The sequence below is a fragment of the Neolewinella aquimaris genome, assembly GCF_014197245.1.
Taxonomy (GTDB): Bacteria; Bacteroidota; Bacteroidia; order Chitinophagales; family Saprospiraceae; genus Neolewinella; species Neolewinella aquimaris.
The window spans coordinates 734,389-760,622 of record NZ_JACIFF010000001.1; the positions used below are offsets into that span (position 1 = coordinate 734,389).

Annotated in this window: 17 protein-coding genes; 5 read left to right on the top strand and 12 right to left on the bottom strand. The window is 50.7% G+C overall.

The window, feature by feature from the left end:
* Positions 1 to 304: 304 nt before the first annotated feature.
* On the bottom strand, positions 305 to 1,006 hold the full coding sequence (locus tag GGR28_RS02980) for a hypothetical protein (protein ID WP_183494224.1): 702 nt from the start codon (positions 1,004 to 1,006) through the stop codon (positions 305 to 307).
* A 228-nt stretch (positions 1,007 to 1,234) separates the two neighbouring features.
* Positions 1,235 to 2,035, bottom strand: a complete 801-nt coding sequence (locus GGR28_RS02985; protein ID WP_183494225.1) for a hypothetical protein — start codon at positions 2,033 to 2,035, stop codon at positions 1,235 to 1,237.
* 590 nt (positions 2,036 to 2,625) lie between these two features.
* Between GGR28_RS02985 and GGR28_RS02990 the strand changes: the two genes are divergently transcribed.
* A complete protein-coding gene (locus GGR28_RS02990) occupies positions 2,626 to 3,363 on the top strand; it encodes a DUF6090 family protein (RefSeq protein ID WP_183494226.1) in 738 nt (245 codons plus the stop codon).
* A gap of 397 nt (positions 3,364 to 3,760) precedes the next feature.
* Here GGR28_RS02990 and GGR28_RS02995 read toward each other — a convergent pair whose 3' ends face one another.
* The 9 genes from GGR28_RS02995 to GGR28_RS03030 all read right to left on the bottom strand — a co-directional run bounded on the left by GGR28_RS02995 (position 3,761) and on the right by GGR28_RS03030 (position 14,428).
* Positions 3,761 to 5,419 (bottom strand): AMP-binding protein, encoded by a 1,659-nt coding sequence (locus tag GGR28_RS02995; RefSeq protein WP_183494227.1) that lies wholly within the window; start codon positions 5,417 to 5,419, stop codon positions 3,761 to 3,763.
* A 179-nt stretch (positions 5,420 to 5,598) separates the two neighbouring features.
* Positions 5,599 to 7,635, bottom strand: coding sequence for a GmrSD restriction endonuclease domain-containing protein (locus GGR28_RS03000; protein ID WP_183494228.1), 2,037 nt, complete (start codon positions 7,633 to 7,635; stop codon positions 5,599 to 5,601).
* 268 nt (positions 7,636 to 7,903) lie between these two features.
* Positions 7,904 to 8,425 carry a helix-turn-helix domain-containing protein gene (locus tag GGR28_RS18865; RefSeq protein WP_221233778.1) on the bottom strand — a complete coding sequence of 174 codons (522 nt, stop codon included), beginning with the start codon at positions 8,423 to 8,425 and terminating at the stop codon, positions 7,904 to 7,906.
* 1 nt (position 8,426) lies between these two features.
* Entirely contained in the window at positions 8,427 to 8,657 is a 231-nt protein-coding gene (locus tag GGR28_RS03010) for a DUF4160 domain-containing protein (RefSeq protein ID WP_183494229.1), read from the bottom strand.
* A 593-nt stretch (positions 8,658 to 9,250) separates the two neighbouring features.
* Entirely contained in the window at positions 9,251 to 9,499 is a 249-nt protein-coding gene (locus tag GGR28_RS19430) for a DUF6544 family protein (RefSeq protein WP_406603750.1), read from the bottom strand.
* Between the two features lie 181 nt (positions 9,500 to 9,680).
* On the bottom strand, positions 9,681 to 10,751 hold the full coding sequence (locus GGR28_RS03015) for a leishmanolysin-related zinc metalloendopeptidase (RefSeq protein ID WP_183494230.1): 1,071 nt from the start codon (positions 10,749 to 10,751) through the stop codon (positions 9,681 to 9,683).
* 212 nt (positions 10,752 to 10,963) lie between these two features.
* Entirely contained in the window at positions 10,964 to 12,406 is a 1,443-nt protein-coding gene (locus tag GGR28_RS03020; RefSeq protein WP_183494231.1) for a DUF4932 domain-containing protein, read from the bottom strand.
* 50 nt (positions 12,407 to 12,456) lie between these two features.
* Positions 12,457 to 12,984, bottom strand: a complete 528-nt coding sequence (locus tag GGR28_RS03025) for a P-loop NTPase family protein (protein WP_183494232.1) — start codon at positions 12,982 to 12,984, stop codon at positions 12,457 to 12,459.
* A 454-nt stretch (positions 12,985 to 13,438) separates the two neighbouring features.
* On the bottom strand, positions 13,439 to 14,428 hold the full coding sequence (locus GGR28_RS03030) for an alpha/beta fold hydrolase (protein ID WP_183494233.1): 990 nt from the start codon (positions 14,426 to 14,428) through the stop codon (positions 13,439 to 13,441).
* A 413-nt stretch (positions 14,429 to 14,841) separates the two neighbouring features.
* Between GGR28_RS03030 and GGR28_RS03035 the strand changes: the two genes are divergently transcribed.
* Positions 14,842 to 15,975 (top strand): outer membrane protein, encoded by a 1,134-nt coding sequence (locus tag GGR28_RS03035; protein WP_183494234.1) that lies wholly within the window; start codon positions 14,842 to 14,844, stop codon positions 15,973 to 15,975.
* Positions 15,976 to 16,221: 246 nt separating this feature from the next.
* Positions 16,222 to 17,199, top strand: coding sequence for a polysaccharide deacetylase family protein (locus GGR28_RS03040; RefSeq protein WP_183494235.1), 978 nt, complete (start codon positions 16,222 to 16,224; stop codon positions 17,197 to 17,199).
* Positions 17,200 to 17,279: 80 nt separating this feature from the next.
* On the opposite strand, the gene GGR28_RS03045 is transcribed toward GGR28_RS03040, so the two are convergent.
* On the bottom strand, positions 17,280 to 18,884 hold the full coding sequence (locus GGR28_RS03045) for a sulfatase family protein (RefSeq protein ID WP_221233779.1): 1,605 nt from the start codon (positions 18,882 to 18,884) through the stop codon (positions 17,280 to 17,282).
* Between the two features lie 404 nt (positions 18,885 to 19,288).
* Here GGR28_RS03045 and GGR28_RS03050 point away from each other — a divergent pair, with 404 nt between their 5' ends.
* Together GGR28_RS03050 and GGR28_RS03055 are read left to right on the top strand one after the other, a co-directional pair.
* Positions 19,289 to 20,197 carry a universal stress protein gene (locus tag GGR28_RS03050; protein ID WP_183494236.1) on the top strand — a complete coding sequence of 303 codons (909 nt, stop codon included), beginning with the start codon at positions 19,289 to 19,291 and terminating at the stop codon, positions 20,195 to 20,197.
* A 240-nt stretch (positions 20,198 to 20,437) separates the two neighbouring features.
* On the top strand, positions 20,438 to 25,843 hold the full coding sequence (locus tag GGR28_RS03055) for a DUF7379 domain-containing protein (RefSeq protein WP_183494237.1): 5,406 nt from the start codon (positions 20,438 to 20,440) through the stop codon (positions 25,841 to 25,843).
* Positions 25,844 to 26,234: the final 391 nt, after the last annotated feature.

Sequence of the window (26,234 nt, forward strand, 5' to 3'; positions counted from 1 at the left end):
AGTTTCGGTAAATGACACCGAATAAGCGTATATCCTGGTATACCCAAAACCAAACTCAAGGATTACAGGGCTTTGAAGCGTCGTGCCAGAGCGCTTCATCAGTAAGGTAGGTCCCAGAAATCCAATGTGGAAGCTTCGGGAGCCGACAACGCTCGGTGAGGCGCTGAATCCATGGCTGTCAGCGTACGGCGGTGCGCTGGCACAGAATCTGTGCGGAGGTGTTGTAGTCTGATCCCGCAAACGACGGCGCATTGTTGCGGCGGAGCGCGGGAGCGATGTTAAATCCTGCCAACTAATTTTGCCCTCAACAAATCAGCATTAAGCGGGGCTCTCCGGCCTTTTCATCCGGCGCGCGGTGAATGCAAGGCGGCACCTTACACTCCGGGTGGTCGATCGCCAGCCTCCACAGGTTACCCCGACCCAGGCGGATGGGATGGGCGTCAAGTTTAGGACGATAATGGAGGTCAAAGAAATACTCGCTTAGGAAGTACTCGAAGCCATCCTCCGGGCCATCGAAGAGTTTCCTTAGCGCCTCGCGTATCTCGGGGACCAGTACCTTCTGTTCCGCCTGGGCGTTTGGCAGGATCTCACTGGACTCGCCGTGATAGGTACACAAAAAGGTGTCGGTCGGAATGGGGGAACGATCCACGTGGAAGGAATAGACGTCGGTCGGAAAGAAAGGGAAGCTGTCATCCCGCTCGTAGCAACGGATAAGATTGAGCGTGGGAGATGCTCCGTAAGTTTCCAGTGCCTTTAGATCTAAGATCAGAGTCTTGCGGGCAAGTTGCCCGGCGTCACTTAACTCCAGTGTACAAAGTTCCTCCCGACTGACCGTCGCCATATTCTCCTTCAGATCAATCTTTTGCACGATCTCGGAAAAGTCACCCGCCAGATCACGCGTCCAGCACATCGCATTCACTTCTCCCCCAAACGGGGTGGAAACCAACCTCTGGAAGGTCGGTACGTAGCGGATGTGCTCTTCAACATGGACGGAGGATTCTTCCATAGCAAATCCAAGATAAATGATCCGGTTTGATCCAGTTTTAACCATTATTGATCCAATTTTACGGTCCTCTATCATTGCTAGACTGCTTGCTATTATGCAACAGGACTCATTGTAGCATGTGTATTGTAACCGCGCTAGTCTGATTGTTGTACGGGTCATAATCATCCGACGGATAATCGCGTATGAAGTATCATGTAAAAGGCCTGCCTATATCCTCAATGCCACGCGTCATGTTCTGTTATCCAAAGTTTTCCTCGCTTTTATTAAATACTCTTTGAATATCTTTATGCGACTTTCATAACCACTATACTGATTTCCAAGTTGTTTATCCAACTCAATTGACAAGGACTCTATATAACTCAGTATTGCCCATTTATCTCGATAATTTAATTGTTCAAATTCAAGGCACTTTGGCAATTTTTCATTATATCCCATTCTATGGATGTTAGTAGTGTATTTTACATCTCGCTCCTGCATCCGGAGTACTAAATATTCGCTCAGTAATTGTAACAATAAATGCAAACCAATTAAATTATCATTCCTCATAAATTTCTTAATACATTCAAACAGCACAAACCATATTCGATTAATCCTTTCCAAGTTTTCACCATTGCGGCCCCCTTTAGATAGCGTTTCGTTTCTTTTTATACTCTTTGGGATGGATTTCCCATAAAGCAATTTACTTTGAGTAGTAGTTTGACTTTCGGTATTTATCCAGCCTTCATAAGTGATTATTTTCAAATCTATCTTCTCGATCAAGTTATTAAATGATACTACCAACCTTTGAATTATGTTGTCCTTTGTTCGATACTCTTCTTTTCCAACTATTTCGCCTATCCCCAATACTACTTTTTCTATTTGTTCTTTCTCTATTGCCTCTCCACGTTTCAAAACTACTATCAAATCTGTATCTGACCAAAAATCACTTTTTGAATCCTCCAATTTTGAGCCAACAAGAATTATCGAATTGATCTTGACATATTCATTTTTGCTGAATAATCGAACTGTTTTTTCCACAATCTGATCCATTATCATTGTTGTTTTTCAGAGTTCGCTGGGTACCGAAAGCAGCGTACAAAACGTCAAGATTGTCTGTACAATACTTTTATCTTAGGATAATATGGCGTTAACGACCTTCGTCCGCGGCGATTAAGATAAATCAGTTTGGTACAGAATCATCGTGCTTCCCCGGTGCCCTATTGGGCACTGTCGCCCAACAACTCAGGCGCAGTGCGCCTGAGTTGCTGCTACGCCATGCGCAGTGCAGTGGAGCCATGGCGTAGCAACGGGGGCGCCCACGCAGCCGGGGCTTAAATAATATGAAATGACCAACTCTATCCTCACCAACGAGCGGGGGCGGCGCGGCGGCATGGACTGAAACCGACCAGCGGAAGCTTTCGGGCCAGTGGCGGCGTGACGAACCTGCGGGCCTTCGGGTAACCAAATCAACATTCCCTTCCCGCAGCCCCGGTTGACACTGGGCGCAATGTTCGCCGCATTAAGATTTTGGCTTATTGCATCTTTTCCTCTAATTTAGTTAAGTCCACGTATTGCGTATTAAATCGTACTTACCTAAATAAACAAGTTAGTGGTCAATAGATGAAAAAAATAAAAATTCTATGTTAAAATTTTTTCGGAGAATAAGACGGAAATTAATTAATGATGGAAATCTAAAAAGGTATGCGATATATGCTGTTGGAGAAATTATTCTAGTAGTAATAGGAATTTTAATTGCTTTACAAATTAACAATTGGAATGAAAATCAGAAGACAAAAGCTGTTGAATCAAAAATTCTGTTAGAAATAGAAAAAAATCTTCATATGGGTCTCTCGGTATTAGATGAATCCTTTCACTGGGACTCTCTTTGTACCCAATCAGGTTTGATTGTTTTAAAGCATTTAGAGAAAAAACTAGCATACCATGACTCCCTTGACGAACATTTCGATTTGTTTCCCAATATTGGATTAGGAGATGTTCCATCTTCTGGATATGATGCCCTTAAATCTGTAGGCTTAACGGTTTTGGCAAACGACTCTATTCGGATTGGTCTAAGCAACTTATATGAAATCAGTTTACCTAAACTTAAGCAGACTTTTGAATATGATGTATTTGAAAGAAGAACAGAGTTTTATAATTCAGAACTTTATGAACATTTCTATATGAAGGACAAAATATTTCAAGATTCTGCAGTAGGCCGACATCCAATTAATTATAAAGAGTTATTAGACGATAGAAGATTTATAAATATGACTAGGAGTTTACTGGACAATAGAAAATGGTTTAATAGTGAGAAGGTAATGAGAAGGAATGAAATATTGCACATAATTCAAATGATTAACAAAGAGCTTTATGAATAAAACGGACCACCAACAAGATCTACAACGATCATAGCAACTAACCGCCGCTACACCGTGTAGCTACACGTTGCTACGCCATACTCCGCTACGCTCCGCATGGCTATGAAATAACCAAATTTGCTAATTATATCTTTTTTTGGATTAAAGACTACGTTGCTAATTCTATCATGCTTAACCATTGCGGCGAACGTTTAGGCCAATCGGCCTAGCGGCAAGTAATCACATACACTCTCCTATCTCAGCTCCACTTACAAATAACAAACTTCATACAATTCATTCATTCTCCTATCCGAGCTGCCACTATGATCGTATTGAGCCATTGTTGCAGTCAGTTTTTATTTCACCAATCGCAGTAATTTTAAGTCTCTGGTTTTGTAGATATCTGCAATGATAATTCCTATTGATTGCGCAGCATAAACCTTTGAATTTTGCCACTCGGTGTTTTAGGCAGTTCTTCTACAAATTCTATCTCCCGAGGATAAACGTGTGCAGATAGTCTTTCCTTTACCAAGTGACGCATTTCTTCAGCAAGAGATTCGGAAGGTGTGAATCCAGCTTTCAGAACTACAAACGCTTTCACAATCTCCCCTCGAAGTTGATTGGGTATGCCAACCACTGCTACTTCTCCGACGGCCTCCTGCCCCATCAATATATTTTCGATTTCATAAGGCCCTATGCGGTAACCTGAACTGGTGATTACGTCATCGTTTCTACCTGAAAGAAAAATATATCCTTCTGCATCTTGACTGCCAGCATCACCGGTAAGATAATATCTACCATTGTTGGTAAAGCGCTCCTTGGTTTTTTTCGGATTTTTGTAGTAACCGTTAAAAGCAAACGATGGCGAATTATGGGTATCAATAGCTAATTCTCCTTCATTCCCAGGCGCAAGTTCATCGCCCAAATCATTAACGATAACCGCCCTGAAACCGGGCATCGAAGGCCCTGCGGAACCTGGCTTGAGTGGGCGTTGTAGTTCAGGAGATTGAAGATTCGTCACTACCATCCCCAATTCGGTCTGACCATACTGATCACGAATAGAAACACCTAAATATTCTTGTCCCCAAGAAAGGATCTCTGGATTGAGTGGTTCTCCTGCACATGAGGCAACACGTAAACTGAGTTGATTTTCCCCGCTCTCAGATCTATCAACTTTAGATTTCATCACCCTAAAAACCGTTGGAGAAGTGGCAAGGTTACTTACTTTGAGGTTCTTCAACACATATAAAGCATTGTCAACATCAAATGGCGCATTAAATAGTATGGTGGAGTGCCCTATGAGTAAAGGACCAACGATTGCATAAAAGAGACCGTATGCCCAACCCGGATCGGCCATATTCCAATATACATCTTCCTTTCGCAGATCCAATCCAAACCGCATGTACACTTCTATTTGAGCTAGTGATTTGGCTAATATCTCAACGCCCTTGGGCTCTCCGGTAGTGCCGGAAGTATATATTAATATAAAGGGATCCTCTGCTGCAACTTTCACTACCTGAAATTCCTTAGTTGCCCTTTCCAACGATGCCCAAAAAGGTATATCGCCTGATTGTCCCTTATAATTATTGGCCCCTTCAACTTCAATAATATTAGAAAGATGAGTAAGTTTGCTTTCAACTTTGTTTCGGTTGTTATTATCGGTAATGAGAATAGATGTCTCACTATTTCTTAGGCGGTAATCGATAGCTTCTGGTCCAAAAGCAGTAAAAAGAGGAACATGAACGGCACCAAGCCGCCAGATTGATAAAGCGGCAATAACCAATTCCAATGATTTAGGCAATAAAGTAGCCACTCGATCCCCCTTTCGAACTCCTAAATCGGAGAGGACTGCTGCAAACTTTGTTGAATACGCTCTGAGATCTGCGTAGGTATAACTGATTTCACTATCAACACTTTCCTTATAGATCAGGGCTGACTTTTCAGCTGAGTCTATATGTTGATCACAGAGCAAGTATCCCAAATCGACATTCGTTCCTTCATACTTATTTAGTATCTCGATGATTTTCTTATCTGTTTCTTTTGAGGAACCAGCCCCAGCTTGGCGTTTTTCAGTCATTATAATGGTTGTTTAAAGTTGTGTATAAACATTTTTAAGTTGGCTGCAACGGGGGCGCCACCGCAGGCCGGCTTCCCCGACCAACTAACGGATCAGTAGGCTTCTTTCCTGGCCAAATAAACATACTCGACACCCAAAACCATCACCGCCGGCTTGTCGATCGCGCGGTGTTCGGCGAATTATTCTCTTAATTCGTCTATGGTATTTTCCACCCCAATGGTTTCATCTATATATTTCCAAAATCTCCATCCATTTGCTGTTACATCATCGCTACCCTTTACAATTGATTTGGCTTTCATCGCTGCCCCAGAGACGGTATATTCACTACCTTCAAAAAGCACCTTTTGTGTTTGTGGATTAAATGTTGCTTCAAATCGTGTACCTAAATATGTCCTATAAATTTTCATGCGTGAGCTTCCCTGTTTGGATGGCTCTTGATAAAATTTCTTTATAGTTACATCCTTTTTACTGAAGACAAGTTCATCTAGCTCATCGTATATTGCCTTACTTCGCTCTTCAACGAAGTCCTTGTAAAAGTCATCGTACAACCCCGATTTGAGATCTACTGGTAATGAATGCCGCTTCAAACTAGATTCAAGATTACCATTTTTAGCTTCTAGTTCTTTTAGGTATTCACTTGGTTTCTTTTTCCCTACTTTAATGTTTAATATTTTCGGGATAAGAGTTCTATTCACTACGGAGTCCCGTAACGACAATGCATCCTCATCATCCTTGTAATAGTTGTTAATATAGCCTTTGGGGAAAACATGGTGATCTTCAAGGTTGTGGCTATTGTAATCTAGCGCATTTGTATTCTCCCAACCTATTAATCCGCCATTAATATATGCTATAAAGTTCAATGTGCCTTTGTATATTCCGCTCCTCTTCGAATTATAGTTTTGTAGATCATCCGGATTGGTTACTTGATATTTAATTAGACGATTAAAGAAGCTTCTGTCCTTTATTTTGCCAATTTTAGCAAGTTGCTTTAATGCATTACTGTCCTGAACTATTACCTCGTTAGAAGATCGTGAATACCTAGTAGAGTATATTGATGACCAATACCAGAATTCCAACATTTCAGCTTGATCTTCGCTGACTGTGGAAAAATTCTTTTTTCCATTTTCAAAAGAAAAGATCATCAGTGGAATAACCATATTTTCATATGGAATCCACGATTGGCTTGTGACAAATTTATTATTGTATAGATAATTAAGCGCGTTCTTGTAACATATCAGTAGATCGTTCCAATACGTATTGAAGTGTTCATGGTTAAGGGTTTTCAATATGTATGATCGTTCAACGTCTCTACCATTACTTACTAAATATGAGATTGCTCTGACCATAACCTCCTGCATAAGAGGTTTAAATTTTTGGCTTGAACTTTCAAATTCTTCAATCTCTTTTCTAAGCTTGAAACCAACATACAATTTGGCTGAAAGCACGTCAATAAAGTTCAGTCTTATACCTAGGCTATTAGACCTTTCAAAAAACAAAGCAAATTTTTCTAGGCTCATGTCAAGCATATAATAATTAAATAGCTTATTATCTTTAAAAAGGTCTTCTAATTTTCCTTTATAACTTAAGTAAAGCGTAAACGTATCTTCGTCTTCTTCTGGCTCTATACTGCTAGTGTAAAGTAAGCTGTCATAATATTTTGTTTTTATGGCAGCTTCTCTAATCGAACTGTCCATTGTTTCAAATACATCCGAAAGCAAAATTGACAGTCTATCTGGAGATTCGTTTGCTGAAAATTCATAGAGCACGTCTTCGAGGTCTCTATCTTTTATTTCAAGATCGATTATCTCATCTTCTAATTCATTTTCATTCTTAAGAATCATCCATACTTTATCAACTCCCTTGAGAGATCTATAAATGGACGTACACCTCTGCTGACCATCAAGAATTAGCCGGAAATTATTTATTTCTGATTGCTGCTTCGCTTTTTCGGCGGAGATTGAAACTTCTTCTAGTTTTCTTCGACTTCCTTTCCCCCTTCTGGGTCTATCATCAATCTCCCTAGTCGTAATTTCAAAAGAAGGCTTACCATAAATAATTGCACCAATAAATATATCCTTTACTAGACTATCATATAGATCTAGTGTCCTATCTATTCCCCAAACGAAATTCCTTTGAAATTCTGGTAGGACAATATTCTTTTTGACTATGTTATCAAAAAGGCTTTTAATTGATTCAGAATTTTCTACATTTTTCATGGCCTGAATATAGCTAATATCTAGATAGTATAGCCTTTATTTCGCCGAACGGGTGCGCCCACGCAACCGGGGCTTCAATGATAAGACGTAAAGCACTTACCCCCACCGAAGAGCGGGGGCGGCGCGGCGGCATGGACCGAAACCGACCAGCGGGAGCTTTCGGGCCATTGTCCGACGTGACGGACTCGCGGGACAAATAGAAACTAACCGGCACTGCCTTCCCTTAGCCCCGGTTGACGCTGGGCGCAGTGTTCTGTGCATATTATTTTCACTTAATTTCTAGCGAAAGCTTCTTATTAAATCCAGCTTCAATAATCTTTTTTAGCGTCATTACTTCAATGTCTGATTTATTATTTTCTAACCGAGAAATGTAGTGTTTGCTCGTACCGCTTTTTTTGGCTAACTCCTCTTGAGTTAAACCTAATTGAAGGCGTAAAGACTTAATCTTTTCTCCAATATCTATTTTTCTATCTTCATCTACCGTTCCCGCTTTAAAAAGTAAAATAGGATCGATATCGTAGGAGTAAAACACTGATTCACCATTTTGGTCTTTACTATAAATCCCAATTCCTGGCCATCCTATAGTTGTGTCCATTACTTCTACGGAATCAAATATTTCCTGATTACTTAATATCTGCTCCCTCAATTCCTTGCGCCCAGAGGGGCTATCTCTGAAAAACTGTTCAATATCAATTATTCTGGATTGTCCATTGTTAAACAATAAAGATAGCTTGAAGCCATCAATTTTGTTAATCTTTAAAACTCTAGGGATACTTCGCAGGCCTTTCATATTATTGTTTGTTAAATTCTTTCCATTTAAAGTTCAAATAATCCTGACTTTTCTCTGCCCAGTCTATCACTGACTGGTACTGCTTTTTAGGCAATGAACCGTGCAATGTTTTAAGGGTCTTGATTTCAATTTGTATTTCATATTCATTGTAGATGGCATGAAAATGAGGAGGAGCATGGTCGTCGAAGTACATGTATACCTTGATTGAGTTGATTTGGGCTATAGTGGGCATCAGATTTCAAGTCTCCTTCAAAGATAATGCTTGTTGCTTAATTAGGCAACTTTTGTTTAGGTTCTCCTCAGCCCTGCGGTCTATTGCACAGAACACCAAAGTCAACACATTGCGTATAAAAGCCTTATAGGTACTCAATAATTGCCGTGTATACAACACCCATCTGGCCAGATCACGCAGCTCCGCGTACCCCTGGCCGGATGAGGAGCGCACACAAAGGGGCTGTGCCTTGCTTTCCAAACCAGCTCAAGCTATTCCGATCCAAGGACTGCCGGACACACCCGACCACACCAAAAGCCACCGTACGACCGCGGTCGTACGGTGGCTTGTCAGGCTAACACTTCCCGAAACGGGTCGGGCTTGCAACTCTGCTCGTATTCCACGTTTAACGGGGCATTATTCTTTAATGAAATCCCCTGCAGGATTGAGCGTGTACCCATTCTTCTCAACCAAGCTCTGCAGCTTGTGAGTGGCTTCGGGGTATTCTTCCAGGTGTGCTTGGAGCTTTGTGCCGATCGCCTGCTGATTCGCCGGCTCAGTGGGGGCCGCAGCGACTTCAGCTAATCGCCGGGCTCCTCCGGCGGGATCCTCCTTTAGGAAGATTGGACGCAGGGAATATTTCCAGACGGTTGGGGACAGTTCGTTCCCCGTTTGTTGAGGATGGTAACCTCGACCCAGGTCCACGGACCATCAGGTAGCTGCCAGGTCACGGCTGCGCGTGATGGAATCCTTACACCATCCAGCATTGCTGTAGATTCCACGTCAATGACCCAACAAATGCGCTTGGCAGTGAGCCTGGACTCATAGTAAAGCTGCGCAAATCCCAATTCGTAAACTTGCATGGCAGTCGGAAGGATTGCCCGCGTAGCGGTCCCGCTTCCTCTGCACCCGCGCGCCGCCGCATATTGGGGTGATGTCGAATCAAAGAACCCCCGCACGGAATTTATTCCGTGCGGGGGTTCTTTTTTCGGCCTATTCCGGCCGTAGCACCGAGTCTAGCGGTGCTATATCGTGATCACTGCACTATTCGATCGTAACCGATCCGATGGGCTTAAGAATGATCTCCCGTCCGGCGATGTCAATGCCGGCAGTGTGGGTTTCTTCGTCGGTAGTGGTATCGTCGCCGTCGGGGTTTACGCCCATAGCGCCCCGGGGCAGGTCGTACCGTTCGCCGACCATGGCAGCGCCGTAGCCCAGGTCACGCATGGACCCGGCGGTAATGCGGCTCAGGGGATTTTCGCCCAGGTTGAGGAAACCGGTCATCAACTCGTTCCGCAGCACAGACTCCCGCCAGTGACCCAGTCGGGTACCACGACCACCCCTATCTTCTACGGGCAATTCATGCGTGCCGCCCTCCGCATTCCAGAAGACGTTAGCCTTGCGACCGGCGAAGTAAGGATTCGTGTCTTCCTGGCGTACGAGGTCGCGGTCGGGGAATTCCCACAGCGTGCCTATACCCAGCACGTGACCCATTTCGTGTACGATAACCTCTTCGAAGAGGTCCACCTCGTCGAGTAAGTCAAGATCGGCGACGTCGAACTGCATGAGACCCGCCAGGGGCAGTCCATCGGATGTGCGCAGGTAGGTTGGACCCGCTCGACCCAGGATACCAAGGGGTCCGTCGATAGGAGAAATGACTACCTCGATCACGATATCGTCCAGGGTCCCGTCAACAACAGGGGGAAACCCCGGAAAGGCGGAGGGAAGTGTGACGGTAATGGAAGGTACGTCCTTGATAATGATGCGCTCCCAACGGGCCGCGGCGGCCTCGAAGACAGCGACTTGTTCATCGGTCACCGGGACGAGAAACTTCAGATCGATGTTGAATCTGCCGCGATCTACACCGGCGGCGCGGGTTGCACGGCCGTTCTTGGCTTTCGATTCGAATTCTTCGCCCGCGCTTCCCTTGATGATAACCCAGCTGGAGGGGGCGGGAGCGGGTTCAATGATCTGCTGCGGAACGGTCTCCGCTGGTGGAGTAGACATCTCGTCCAGCTCCTCGGCACAGGCCGTAAACAGTAGAGAAAAAAGTAGTAAGGCGGGTAGTGCCCGGAGCATCCGGCACGTAGTAGAGGGTACTGCTTTGTTTAGCATAGAGTATTCGCTTTGGTAGTTAGGTGACTAGAATGGTTCATGGAGCTTCCCAACGGCCCTGTGCTAGACTCACAATACCCTTGCAAAAACAACCTTTCAGGAAACAACATACCACTTTTGAACAGATTATTCTTGCCCACTGGCAAATTAGATTTGGTAAACCTGGTTTTTTGTCGGCTTACCCTACCCTTCCGGACCGTAGTGCTACACCGTTACCCAGCACCCAGCAGCGCGATGATCGCGGGGTAGCTCTCGGACAGAGGTTGACTACGGTTTTCCTTCACAAACTGCGTGAGGAATGCCCGATTGAAGTCAAGGAAACGTGGAAAGTCCCGCCGGACCATCAGCTGTTCCCTGCGGTCGATGACCAGCTCGGCTACTTCCGCTGGGTAGGTCTCCCGTACGTAAAGACAAAACAGGGCGTGGGTCACGTACTCGTTGAAGGTGTCACCGGGCGAATCGTAGTATCCTGACCCGGCGCGGTTATTCCAGTCAGTGAGGGTGCCCATCGCGGCCCTGACCGCGTCGTAGTGCTCACTCGTCATCGGGTTCACGTAGTTGTGGTCGATCTCGGTAAAAACAATGCCGGATTGCAGCGCCTCCCGGGTAAGTGAGTCGTAGGAACTAGGCAGCAGTTCATCCGGGCCGCTGACGAACATGATGCTTTCGTGAAAGCTGTAACGCTGATCGAACGGATTTTCCTGAAAGCGCTGCGTAGAGTGGGATCCGCCAATGAGGGGAGAAAAAACGATTGCGTAGTGATCCATCCGCTCCGGGAACTCGCGTTCCAGCCAGTCCCACATGCCGCGCACGGGCATTAATCGTTGTTGGCGCTCGATCTGCTCCGCGTACTCCCCTGCATGGTCTCGGTAAAATTGACGAAATCCGGATTGCAGTGCAAAGTCCTGGACCAGATAGAGGAGGTCGGCAAAGCCCATACCGGTGAAAGGAGCCAGGCCGGAGGAGTAGTCGATGCTCACCGGCAGGTGATAGGGCACGGGGGTCAGCCGGTCCCACTCGTCGAAGGTAAAGCCATAGCTGTTGTCCCGGAAGCTGTAGTACAGGCTAAAGCCGGCAGCGTCGGAGGCGGCATGCTTGTCGAGTAACCGCACCAGCGCGTGGCGGCGGAAGGGGGCAAAGTGCGCCGCGACGGCATCCGTATACGCCGTTCCCGTAGGGTGATTACCGGTGCTGTCGCTCAGGGCACTTAGGTAGAGGATGACGTTAGCCAGCTCAAACGCCTCCGGAATGGCGAAGGTCGTGGCGCCCCGGTGGGCGGCTTGGTAGTCTGACGGGTGCGGTTGTGGGGTGCCATTGAAGCGGAGGCGGTAAAGAAAAGTATCCGTGCGGCCTACGATGGGGATCAGCAGGTGCTGATCGTGAAAGGTGTTGACGGGTGCGACCGAAAGGGTGTCCAAAGTGGTACGTACTTCCATACGCCGACCGGGTTGACCGTCCGTCCCCCACGAACCCAGGTCGTTGAGGCTGATCCGTCCTTCATTCTGTAGGCTAGAGAAATAAACGCTCATACTGTCGTCCGGTGCGCGCAGGGTATCCGGATACACCATCTCCGACGGCAAGGTTTGGGCGCGGACGCAGGTGCAAGCGAATATCGGCAACAGCAGGGCGCTGAGGTAGGTAACGAATGGTTTCATATCCGAAAAATACGTGCCCGTTGCTTAAAAATTCTACGGTATTTAAATTATTACCCTTGGATAGGCATGGACATCCGACAGCGATCGAGAAAGCGTGCGGTTTCTGAATCGTTTTTGAAAATTAGCACCCGTTTGGTCTCACTGAGTTCAGTAAGCTTCCGGAGCATTGCCGTCCTCCGAAAAAGATTGTAGGTCGCTACGTAGTGATAAAATTTAGCATCGAAACGTTCGGGGCATCCCGCCGGCATATCGGGCCTGACCCGCCAGTGGTACCGGACGATACGCCTGGTGATGCGCCAGAGGCAGGTGATGGTGCGGTAGTCTAAATAAACTATTGTGTCCGCTCTCTCAATCCGCAAATCCAGAGTGCCGGCGAAGTTACCGTCCATGATCCAGGTGGGTTTGCTCGCGAGCGCACGTACTTTTTCGGTCCACTCCGCCTTCTCCGTCTCCTGCCAGCCGGCCTTCCAGTAATTTTCGTCAAGATGAATCACCTCCAGCCCCGTAACGTCACTGAGCTTACGGGCCAGGGTTGATTTCCCCGCACCGCAGCATCCGGTGATAAGTACGCGCTGCATGGTCATAGGTGATGAAGATAATAGTTCGATCGGTAGGCTGCCATGGAAGGACTTGCTCGAATTTACCTACGTTGCTCCTGCGCCCCGCCGCCCGGAGATTACCTTGTTACCCTACCCCGAGATATGTTCTTGCAATACAATATCGAGAGTTTAGTAGATGACTTTTGGGGACGTTTATTTATACATCTCAGGATTTCGGGTATTTGATAGTTGCGGAAAGCGCAGACATAATAAAAAGAAAATTTTGGATGAGTAATTTATCATGTACTGATCGTAGCTGGCGATCCGCTTTTCCCTACTTCCCGCGTGACCCAGCAATGCCTAAAGTTTTACCAACAACCTCAGCGAGTTTATGGGGTGCCGAAACCAGCACTCCCCCCTCCCCTAGCCCCGGTTGCCGGAAGCGCTGAGTGCTGTTACTAGGAGTTGACTTCCGTCAATTTCAAGGTAATTTCTATTTTATTGGATTATCGCGAAGGAATTTTCCTACGGCCCGATTAAATTCTACTGGGTTTTCACCTTGCAGCCCATGTGAGGCTTTCGACAGTACCTTGAGCTCACTGTTTGGCAGGATCGCATTCAACGAATCGGTAACCAAACGGAAAATCGCTGGGGAATATTCGCCTTCGATGAGCAAAGATGGTATATTTAATTGAGCAATATCCTTTCGTGCAAGTGATGCCATATCCTGGGTCTCTGCAATACATATTCCTTCTACCAGGTTTTGCAACCATTTATCGCGCCAAGCTTGAGGCACTGCGTCGTAGCTTTCATCCGAGCCGAACACCATTTTTATAAAGGTTCGCATGGCTGCTTCGTCTCTCCCCGCCTCATAATGACTGACGGCAAGATTGGCGCTAATTCTCGTGTCAGCAATTACGGAATCTCCAATATGGGTGCCAGATATTAAGGATTCAACAACCGGCTCTCCCAACACCAATGAATTAACTAATTCTGGATGGTCAATAGCTGTCCGCAGAGCAATCATCGCCCCGTACGAATGTCCGATTAAATGCGCCGATGGTATATCAAGTGCCTCCATAAAGGCAGCCAAATCATTAGAGTGCAGGGCGACCGTACAATCAAAGGAATCATCGCGATTTGGCTGCTGGTTTGGCCAGGCATACCGCCGGCTGATCGCGATTGCCCTGTGGGTGAGTGCTAAAGCGTCAATTTGTTGCCCCCACGCAGTGTAATCACCGATTGCCCCATGAATTAAAATCACGGGTTCGCCACTGCCTTTTTCGATGTAATGCATGGTATTACCGCGAACAGTGACCGATTTCGGCCGGTCTATCGCCGCAGTTTCAATTTCGGATACCTCACCTACGGCTAGATTTTGAACTTTGCAACCTGCCAATCCAAGTACAATCAGGAATAATACAATTAATGTCGATTTCATTGTTTGCCCATTTGGTACTTCTAATTTTCGTTTTGTCTTCACCCAACCGATATCAATTTATAACCTCTAGACTATTAAAGCCAGACAACCATCGCATTCCCAAATTGCGTAGGTACGACGTATAAATTACTGGTATTTAACCGTTTTTGCAAGCCGGTTGCCTTAGTGGGTGGATGGCATCTCAGTAGTTCTCATTCTCGGCAGGTTTAGCCAGCGATGTATAGGCTGTTGGTAGAGTAACCAGAGAAGTTATGAGGTTCTATCTATATCATGGCAACCAATCTGACCTACAGTAACGTCAGCTGATTTGGTTATCTGCCGCCCCGCCATGATAAATTCCACTACGTCAGCCACATTAACAGTTTTGCGGCATTAACAAACACAATGAAAGTAAGCGGATGCACGTATTTACCGGGCAGCATTTGCCGCCACTCTTCGCACAACACCACACTAGTATGAAATCTCATCTATTATTCGCTCTCCTGCTCCTTACCCTCACGCTGGCCGCCCAGGACCGGGAAGGCAATGTTTACCTCAGCGGCAACACCGGGCTAGAATACTCAAAGCTGGGCAGCAAGGATGCATCCATCTACGGGTACCCGACTAATTTGTTACAGCGATTTGCGGGGATACGGGCGCACTCCTTCCGCAGCGGATACTTCCTTAGCAATCGTTTTTTGTTGGGAGCCCGGGTGGACTACATAAACCCAACCGCAGATCCGACCTATCGGTACGACTACGAAGGCGCCCTGCGGGTAAAGCCCTTCCTGCGGTACTACTTCCTGGACCATAAGTCGGCGCCACTCTCTTTCTTCGGCGAACTCGGCTTCTCTACCCTGGGCCTTGGGAATGCCACCCGATTCGAAACCGATTTTCACCTCGGGCTAGGTGCCGAGCTGGTCGTGGGCCCCGGTGTACTAGGCACCGCCAACTTAAACTACGACGCCAACGCCGACGGGGTGAACTATACAAATCTCGTAGTGGGCCTCAACGCCCTGACCGGACAACTGCAGGGGGCACCGACGGTGGCATCCGTGCGCAAAGGAACCTTCTCTTCCCACGGACCGTACGGCCGCATCGCCTACGGGCGCAATCAGAGCGGCATTAACCTGACCGCCAATTTCAGCCTCGCGCTGACCCCCCGCATCGGCTACTTCTTGCTCGACGGCCTGATGGTGGAAGCAGCCATTGACCTGTTGCATAATCAATATAGAGTGGAAAGAGACCGCGCAAATTTTAACCAGGGCGACCTGTCGTTAACCGATACCGAACTCGGGGTGCTCCTTCACTACTATCCACTTCGTCAGGGTAAAGTACTGCCCTACGTTAATGCGGGTTGGGGGTACCTTGAGCTGCGGCAAAAAGTCGAAGGAATCAACGGACGGTTTGACGAAACGGTGTCCTCCCCGGTCTGGCAAGCGGGTGTCGGAGCGTTGTACTTCCTATCCTCCCAGTTGGCCCTCGACCTTGCGCTAAACTACAACACGGGCAACGCCAGCTTTAAGGACGGTACTCCCTTCGTCGACGGCATTCAGCAGCGGCAATTTCGCGGCGCAGTGGGCCTCCGCTTCTACTTGCCGGCACGGTAGGGTGTTCCGGCACATCCTTCGGCGCGTTCCGTATTTTTTTTTGGCGGGGGCGCAGGAGCGATGAATATTCCAATGAGCTATGCTCCAATGCGGTACCCGGCACCCATGGGGCACTGTCCTGCACGGAGGTGCTGAAGTGGTACGCATTAGCTGCCCTTGGTGAATCGTTGCTCCTGCGTTCCCGCCCAATGTGTGGTTGGCAAAGCCAGAAGAACGCAACGGCCCCTGGAGACTTACCTTGAGCCGATGAAGGAGTTTCTCTTTGTTTGTTTGGCCATGCTGGTCCTGGGCTGCGATAATGCGCCTGTGCAACCAGACGCCATGCCCGGTGCGAAAACGCCTGAATCCCGTCCGACGGTCAGTTTTACCTTCGACGATGGGAGCACCCGGCCGATCTTGGACTACCCGGCGGAGGAGTGGAACGAAATGATTTTGCGGAGCCTGGACGGGGCGGGCTTGAAGTCAATCCTCTTTGCAACGGGCCGGGATAAAAACAACGCCCGGGGAAGGGCGCTCCTCGATTCCTGGGCAAGCCGGGGTCACCTCATCGGTAACCATACGTACACCCACCCCTATCTGAATGACGCGCGCGTAACGGTCCAAGATTTTACCCGCGAATTGCTGCGTACCGATTCCCTGATCGCCGAATCTCCCGGGTACGTGAAGCTTTTTCGGTTTCCTTACCTAAAGGAGGGCGGAGATTCCAGCAGGGTTGCGGCTTTTCGCGGGGTGCTCGAAGCGCACGGGTATAAAAACGGCTACGTGAGCATCGATGCATCGGATTGGTACGTCAATGATCAATTAATCGAGCACCTAACGCGCGACCCGGGAGATACCGTCGCGATCAATCGCTACCGGGAGTATTACCTGGACCATATCCTCGACCGGGCGGCCTTCTATGACAGTCTGGCTTTCGAGCTGACGGGTAGGCATATTCCCCACACCCTGCTGCTCCACCACAACCTCACCTCGGCCCTGTTCCTTGACGACCTGATCGAACGCTTTAGACAGTACGACTGGATCCTGACCGATGCAGCGACCGCCTTTCGGGATAGTATATACCGCACGACCGTTCCCGCATCGGCCGCCGGTGAAAGTATCGTGTACGCCCTGGCTAAGGCAAGCGGTAACTATACCGGTTCTCTTCGCTACCCTGCGGAGGACAGTCGCTACGAAATACCTGTGATGCGACGGTATGGGTTAATTGACGCAGCGGAGGAGTAGTTACAGCCGCACGGACGTTCGCCGTGGGCTGCTATAATCCTACGAGACACTTCGCTAGAGGTCCTTTTGTATCATGCCAACTAGTCGTCCCAGTGCCGGCGGATAATTTCGCGGACCTCCGGGTTGTCGGCGTCCGTGTCGCCTAGTTCATCGCGTAGGGCAAGGATTTCCTCCTTCATCCGTTCGATGATGTCCCGGTAGCGGGGGTCGTCGTAGGCGTTGCGCAGCTCGTGGGGGTCTTCCTCCAAATCGTACAAATCCCAGTACTGGGTGGGATCCTCCCCGGGGCCATACTCATTTACGGCCAGCCCGTTGCCGTAGAAGAAAGCCAGCTTGTAGCGCTGGCCCCGAATGCCAAAGTGACCGGGTCGGTCGCGGGAGTGGTCCCAGTAGCGGTAGTAGGAGTAGTCCCGCCAGTCGTCCGGGGTGTTGCCCCGCAGGTTCTCCCGGAAGCTGCGGCCCTGCATGTCGGGGGGGTAATCGATGCCCGCATAGTCGGCGAAGAGGGCCGAGAAGTCGACGTTCTCGATCAGGTCGCGGTTGCGGGCGCCCGCCCGCACCTCACCGGGGAAACGAATGACGAAGGGCATGTGAATGGATTCCTCGAAGATGAGTCGTTTGTCGAACCAGCCGTGCTCCCCGAGAAAGTAGCCCTGGTCGGCGGTGTAGATCACCACAGTATTTTCGGCCAGACCAGACGCTTCTAAATAATCGAGGATCTTGCCGATGTTGTCGTCAGCGGCGGCGCCACACCGTAGGAAGTCCTTGACGTACTTCTGGTAGGTCTTCGCGCGGGCTTCGTCTGGTGTAAGACCTTCCACCGAAAAGGGAAGCTCGGGGTAGTTCATGAAATCTTTGCGTAGGGTGGAATCGGCGGTAGCGGCCAGATAGCGCATGGTCAGGTTATCGATGGACTGCCCGACGAACGAGCGTCCGGTGGTCTCGGGCCCGCGGTCGTAGAGGGTGGCGGGAAGGGGCAGTTCTACGTCCCGGTACAGGTGGCTGAACCGTTCCGGATAGTCGAAGGGCTCGTGGGTGGCCTTGAAGTGAGTCATGGCCATAAAGGGCCGAGTGGTGTCGCGCTGCTCGATCCAGTCGATGGTCATGTCGGCAATGATGTCGGAACTGAAGCCCGTGTAGGGTCTCCCCCCTTTGGAGTAATCCTGCCAGTTCTCCGCGGTTTTCATCACCGGGTTCCAGTATTCGCCCTGGCCGGGCAGTACGCAGTAGTAATCGAAGCCGGCGGGCTCCTGCTTCAGGTGCCACTTGCCGATCACCGAGGTCTGGTAGCCCCCGCGTTGCAGTTCCTTAGCAATGTTGTTGTACTGCGGAGCCAGCCCCGCCCCCAGGGTGGTCACGCCGTTAACGTGGCTGTACTGGCCGGTCAGGATGGTGGCGCGGCTCGGCGTACAGATGGAGTTCGACACCAGGCAATGCTCCAGCACGGTGCCCTCCGCGGCCAGCCGCTTGATGTTCGGGGTGTGAGCAATGTCTTCGAGAATGCCGCCGTAGATGCCCCAGGCCTGGGCCGTGTGGTCGTCGGAAATAATGAAGAGGATGTTCGGCCGCTCGCGGTCCTGGCCGTGTAGTGTGGCACTACCGATGCAAACCGTTGTCAGCAGTATGAGGGCCGCCAGTCGGGGGAGGCCGTAGATGGTGCGGGGCGTGTGGGGGCGAGTGTTCAAAAATTAAGATTTTAGGATTTCTAAAAGCCCTGCGAGGGATAAGGTGGCAGCTACACATTAGCGCTGTCCGCAGCCGGGGCAAGTAGGGAGGACCAAAATAAGACAAGTACGAAAGAAGACGGGGAAGGGCGGAGGTATTCGCGCATCAACTGCTCCCGTAATGTTTCGGTATGGACCCAAGCGAGCAGCTGACTTCCTCGGAATAAAATTGGATTGCACAAGAAAGAAGATTAGGGGCCGAAGCGGCGGAAAAGTCGACGGAAACGATTAATTTATCATAGCCGGGTGATTTTGCGGCGGTTACCGTGGTCATCGATGAAAAAGATCAACCCGCGGTATGATTTGCGTCACCCCCAATTAAATCACGGACTCCCACCTTCGGAAGTAACCAAATCATCGTACGCATGAAAACGATCGAATCAATCCTCGTTCCCACCGATTTTTCCGAGGTGGCCCTATCCGCCTACTGCTACGCCCTCCGGCTGGCCGATGCCCTGGACGCCAGCGTCGAGCTGATGTACAGCATTCCACCTACCACGTCGACGCCCGGCTACGGTACCTTTATCAACACCCTGACCTCGGTGATCAACGAAGAAGCGAGAAACAACCTGAACGCCTTCCTGCAGCGGGGCATCGGCCGGGTTAACGACAAGCTTCATCACGTACCCCGCGTATCGACGTTCATCAAGGTCGGTGACCTGCGCTTCTCCATTCGTCGCCACGTCGAGCAGGAGAACAATCAGCTCATCGTGATGGGCACGAAGGGTCGCCACGATGCCTGGGACGATTTCCTGGGCACCAACGCTTCCTATCTGGCCGGTCGCGCGCCCTGTCCCGTGCTGATCATTCCGCCCAATACGGAATACCGGAATATCGAATCGATTTGCTTTGCCACCGACCTCAACGACGTAGGCACCTTCCAGGCCGGTGAGGTACTGCGGGCCCTGCGCCCCTTCGAACCCAAGCTGGAATTCTTGCACGTTCATACCAACGACAAGGATGTGACGGACTTCAACATCAACCTGTTACGTGAGGTATTCGACCGGCCCGAAACGGGAATGCGCGCCAGCTTCACCAATCGCAAAGCCGAGGACGTGACCGGCGCAATTTTCGCTTTCGCCTTTGAGCAAAACTGTGACCTGGTGGTAATGCACCGCCCGGACCGGCCTTGGTTCGTCCGGCTCCTGCGCAAGAGCAACACCCGGGAGGCCGTTCAACGCGCCCGCCTCCCGCTACTGATTATTACCGCCCGGGATCTCGCCGCTTCCGACCTCCCCACCGAGCGTAACACGACCGAACAACAAAGCGCTTAAGGGACCGTGCTTTGCTACGGCTAACCGCCCAGTATCATTGATGCATACTGGTGTGCAGTAATGTGCAGTTTACCGGCATGATCGTCACCCGGGGGGTCGAACCGGTGATGTTGTCGCAGTTCGGCGAACGAGGGGGTGAAGGTGGAAATCACTATACTTTGATCAAATGTATTGCTTGTAATCCCATAACTTAAGTCTGAGAACAATATGTAGAACAACCACCACACCGACCCACCCACTATGCCCCCAGAATTCACCCTCTCCATTCGTGGCACCCGCACCACGTCCACAGAATTTCGGTCGGAAGTTTTTGACGAGTTGTTTGAGGTACGGGAGACGTTTGACCTGGCCACGGTCCGCGGAGGCGTCACCCAGTACGACCGGAGGTTGACCGACGAGATCGTCGGCCTGGTCGCTGAGGGAGACGTGGAATGGTTCGGCTACGCGGATGACCTGCCCGACGTATATGGGGAGGAGGTGCAAATATTCAGGAGCGGCCAGGCCGGTTTTATGGTGCCTACCACCCTGACCTCGCCGCAATCCGCCCAACGTTCAGTTATCGATCGGGTCAAGGTTAAACTACTTAAGATCATTAAGGGGAGGGCAGTCTCCAACGGACTGGCCGAGGTTACGGCGCGTACCCTGGCCCGGCGCATTGATGAATCCAACACGAAAAAACGCGGCTTACTCAGCGTGGATCGCACCGGCGGCTTGCGCGAATTGCCCGCTGATGCTTCGTTTGCAAAGGCACTCATCTTTATCCATGGCACGGCCTCTAACTTTGAAGGCGGCTTCGGTAACATCGATCCGGAGTACTGGCAGCGCATCCACGATCAATACCCGGGGCAGGTGTATGCCTTTAACCACCCTACCCTCTCCGCTTCGCCCGTACGCAACGCCCTGGACCTGCTTGAGGCCCTGCCGGCCGGGGCGAACTTCGACCTCATTACCCACTCGCGGGGCGGATTGGTCGGCGACGTGCTTGCCCGCTGCGACAGCCGCCTGGAGGTAAGGGGGTACACCGAGGCTGAGATCGCACTCGTTAGCAAGGATTACGAAGGAGAAGGAGCGAGTCAGGATTCGTCCATCCCACAAGAAATGCGGGATCTCGCCGGTATCGCTCAGGAGAAGGGTGTTTTCGTCCACCGCATCGTGCGGGTAGCCTGTCCGGCTCAGGGCACCACCCTGTTGTCCGACCGATTAGATCACTACCTGAACGCCATACTCGGGCTGTTGGGTAAGGCAGTCGGTGGCCGCGCCAATCCATTTTATTCTCTCTTCAAGACCTTTTTACTCAAGGTCGTCGAGGAACGGGAGGATCCCGCGAGTTTTCCCGGCCTCTACGCCATGGTTCCTGACCTGGCCTTCATCAAGGTGAACAACAATCCGAGCTTTGAACTCAAGACCGAGCTCATCAGCATTGCGGGCGATGCAGACATCGGCGGGGGTGCCTTGCAGTCCCTCAAGGTCATTCTGTCGAATCTCTATTACTGGCAGGAGAACGACCTGGTCGTTAATACGTCGAGCATGTCGGAAGGCATCGCGCGCCGACCCAGCAACTTGGTGTGTACCATCGCCAACGGGAAAGTAGATCACTTTTCCTACTTCGACGAACGCGAACACATGGCAATCGTCACGGCCATCCTGACCCGCGGCACCCTCCCCGCCGGCGCGGCATTGATCGCGCGGGAAGACCTGCCCTCGGCACGCCCGCAGCTACTCGGGCAGCTGCAGCCCGATGAAATTCACCCTAGGCAACCTTCCGGAATGCGTCCGATCGCAGTCCTGCTGCCCGGGATCATGGGGTCTAACCTCTACGCCAAGGACGAGCGGCAGTGGATGGATCTACGGGCCCTTCACGCGGGAGGATTCGTCAAACACCTGAGCGACACCTCTGCGGGAGTTCGGGCGTTGAGTCTGATCAAGACCTACTACGGCAAGTTCGTAGAAAAGCTGAATAAAAGAAACTACGATGTACGCGTTTTTCCCTACGATTGGAGAATGTCCTTAACGGAAGCCGCAAAAAAGCTCCGCGACGTACTCCAGGAACTCAACAAAACTGAGCAGCCCGTCCGACTGGTAGCGCACTCAATGGGGGGACTGGTCGTACGGCAGCTCATGATCGATCATCGGGAAGCGTGGGAAGTGTACCGCGACCGCCCGGGGGCACGGGTTGTGCTACTGGGAACACCGTGGCGCGGCTCCTACCTGATTACCCAGGTGCTGACGGGTCACGCGCGCAGTGTCCGCCAACTCGCCGTGCTCGACTTTTACCACAATGAATATGACCTCGTAAGTTGCCTTGGTCGCTTTCCCGGCATATACGAATTGTTGCCGCTAGACGATGCATCCCTCGCGGATCCAGCTACCTGGAAACAGCTACGAAACGCCCGGAATGCCAAAAAAATGGCCGCCATTCCGCAATCTATGCTGGATGCATTTCTCGAGTACCGCGACAACACGGAAAAAGGCATCTCGGCATTTACGGACCTCGATTGGGCAGTACTGTATTACGTCGCTGGAAACCACGCTGAAACGGTGGACGGCTATAAATTGCGGTCGTCGATGTTTCGGCAAGGTGACCGTCTCCGGTACCTCACGACTTCGGAAGGCGACGGTAGCGTCACCTGGAAACGGGGTATTCCGACCCGCCTGCCCACCAAGCAGGTCTTTTATACTAATACCCAGCACGGTCAATTGGCAAACGATCCTTCCCTGTTTGCCGGGATAATCGACGTGCTCGAAAAGGGTGATACTACGGACGTTGCGTTCAGTAAACTTCCGAAGCGACGTGGACTGCGCGGTGCCCCCCAGAGAGTCCGCAGCGCGCCTCCAACCCGTAGTGTCGCAATCACGGATCAGTCCGCAATCGATAACCTGTTCGGCTTATATCCTAGCGAGGAAATTTTCAGCCCTACAGGGACTAAGATCCACGTAGAGGTATTCAATGGAGATCTCAAATGGGCGCGTCATCCCGTGATGGTCGGCCACTTTGCCCACGACGGAATTGTGAGTGCCGAGCGAACGTTAGACAACTACCTGGACAATGTGCTCTCCGAGCGACTCTCCATGGGATTTTATCCGGCCCAAGTGGGGGACCAGGACGTGGTCATCGACTACGCCAACCGACCCCGCGGAGCCATCATCGTCGGCCTGGGCGACAAGGAGGAACTTACCGGTTACAACCTGGCGCGAACGGTGGAAAAAGGAGTCCTGAAGTACGCGGTCTTTAATCGCGACAATCAGAGCCACCCGGATGCGGCAAGGAACAGTCACGCTATCAGTACCCTCCTGATCGGAAGCAACTACGGAGAATTGCCGCTGCGGGAATGCATTCAAAGCATCGTTCTCGGTGTAATGCAGGCCAACAAGGTCATCGAGAGCTTCGACCAGCGCGGCAAACGGCTGCACCCCATACACTTTATTCAGTTCGTGGACTACTACGAGGACCGCGCATACGAATGTTACAAAACCCTGCTCGATATCGAAGAGGGAGATTCGTCCCTACCAGTAAGTTTGAACCGCCAGATCAAGTTTGGGATGGGTCGCAGAAAACGCTTCCTGCGCGAAGACAGCCGCAGTTGGTGGCAAACCTTCACCACCAGTGTGCAGAAGGAAACCGTACCCTGCGATGAGGACGGAGGGCGCGAATACCTGGACTTTACCACCTACAACCGCGGCTCCTCCATCAGTCAGGACAATGTCCACAGCAACCTGGAACTCGCCCGCTTCCTGGCTGAGGAACTTTCTACCGAGCAGCGGTGGGATCCAAGCGACGCGAAGGTCATCTTCGAACTCCTGGTTCCTAACCGCTACAAGGACTTTATCCGCAACCACCGTAACATTGCCTGGCGCATGGATACCGGCAGCGCTGCCTTCCCCTGGGAGATGTTCCACGATCCACTCTACGACAGCAGCCCAACCTTCACCAAATCCGGTCTGGTGCGGCAACTGATTTCCACCTCGGCGAATATCCGCCCGGCGCTGGTACGGGAAGCAACGGCCATGGTAATTGCCAATCCGACCTTTACCCGCGAAGACCTGCCCCCCCTACCCGGTGCGGAGGCGGAAGGCAGAGAAGTACTGAAACTACTGCAGCAGGCCAAGTTTAGGACTGCGAGTAAGATTTATCAGGATCCAGTAGAAATTACCAAAGCGCTCTTCGGGCAACGTCAGAAGATCGTCCACGTCGCCTCCCACGGAGAGTTCGACCCCGAGCGGGGACGGGTAGGCATTGCCATCGGCGGTGGGCAACTGTTGACGCCGGGCACCCTGCGACAGTTTAGTGCCATCCCGGAACTGGTATTCGTGAACTGCTGCTTCGTCGGACAGATCGACCCTAAACTCGAAGCGTACCGGCGCGGGCGCCACAAACTGGCTGCGAATATCGGTACTCAATTGATCGAGGTAGGCGTAAAGGCCGTAGTGGTAGCCGGCTGGGCGGTTGACGACGACGCTGCCAAAACCTTTGCGATCACGTTCTACGAAGCCATGCTGGACGGCTCCTATTTCGGGGAGGCCGTGCTACGGGCACGCAGCAATTGTTACCAGCGGCACGGAGATGTTAACACCTGGGGTGCCTACCAGTGTTACGGTGACCCGCATTACCGCTGCATCGAAGTTGTTGCGGGTGAAGCAGGCGGCGGTAAATCCACCCTGAAGCAGGAGATCATCCTTGAGTTTGATAACTTGATTTCCCGCTCAATGAGCCTGGAAGTGAACGGCAGTATCCACGGCCACATCGAAGAATTGCACGAACTGGCCGATACCTACAGCAACACCGCCCGCGAGTTGGGGATCGATTCTTGCGATCTCCAGCGGAGGCAGGCCAGGTTCTACATGTACATGGCCGATTACGTACGCGCAACCACCGCGTTCCGGCGACTCTTCGAGGCGGGCACCGGCAAATACTACGAGCTGGACCGCTTCGCATTCGAGAACATACAGGCCAAACAATTGGTCCGCAATCACCGCAGTGGACTGACCGATTCCGAAGAGGTGAAACTTGCAATCGGGCAAATTATCGAGCGGCTGACCGCGGCTGGGTGCGACCATCTTGGACCGGAACTATCCGCTACGGTAGGGAGCACGTATAAGCGTGCGGCACTTCTCTGCAATAAATCGCTCGCCCGTGACTATCTCGAGAAAGGTGCCACCTGCTACCTTAAGGCAGCTCGCCAGATCGGCATCAACGAACGTAACAGCATCTACTTTGCTACCCGCTTCCTAACCCTGGCTACCTTTACCAACCGGGGTCTAAAGGCCCCGCGGATCAACATCAAAGACGAATTCGGTGAAGAGCCGTTGAAGTACGTGGAAAAGACCCTTTTGCAACTCGACGGTCTACCCGATGCATACGATTCCGTTTATTCACAATTGGCCGAGATTCAACTGCGACTCTGTAAACTCGTGACCGGATCTGTAACCGGGCAGTTGAGCAAGCAGCAATCCAAGCACGAAACCGAGAGGCTCGTCAAGCTCTACCGCGAACAGCTATCGGAGTGCATTAACATCCGGGAATTTCACAGTGAGATCGAGCACCTCGAGTTTTTGCTAAGCATGTGTACGCTATTTAATATCCCCGCAGTAGCGCTCTCTACTTACCTAAATTCCGTACTGGAGCCACTGAGGCTTGTTCTGCGGTAAGGCCATATTATACTGCACCTGCGGGCCCGCCCACGTGTACGCACGCTGAACGAAATGCAATTTGACAAACTGACATGAACGGCGGGAACGCAGGAGCAATGTTCTGGTCAAAATAAGCCCTTCCCGATCTCTTTAGCGCCTGGGCCGGCCTGGCCGGGTCACCGTACCTGACTACCAACGGGGATCAGCCGACCAATGGAATACATTGGTTTCTCCAAAGGAACACGGCACCTGCGACCCCGCGCCGAATCAAAGAAGGCGTTTATCGCCGAGTCTGGCTGATCGAATAATGTCATCGCCGGGCACTTGCGGATTATCTCGTTTAGCGCACTTAACTCAGGAAATTACAAATCACGCGTACGAAGGCCCAGAATATTATTTTGCCTTCCGG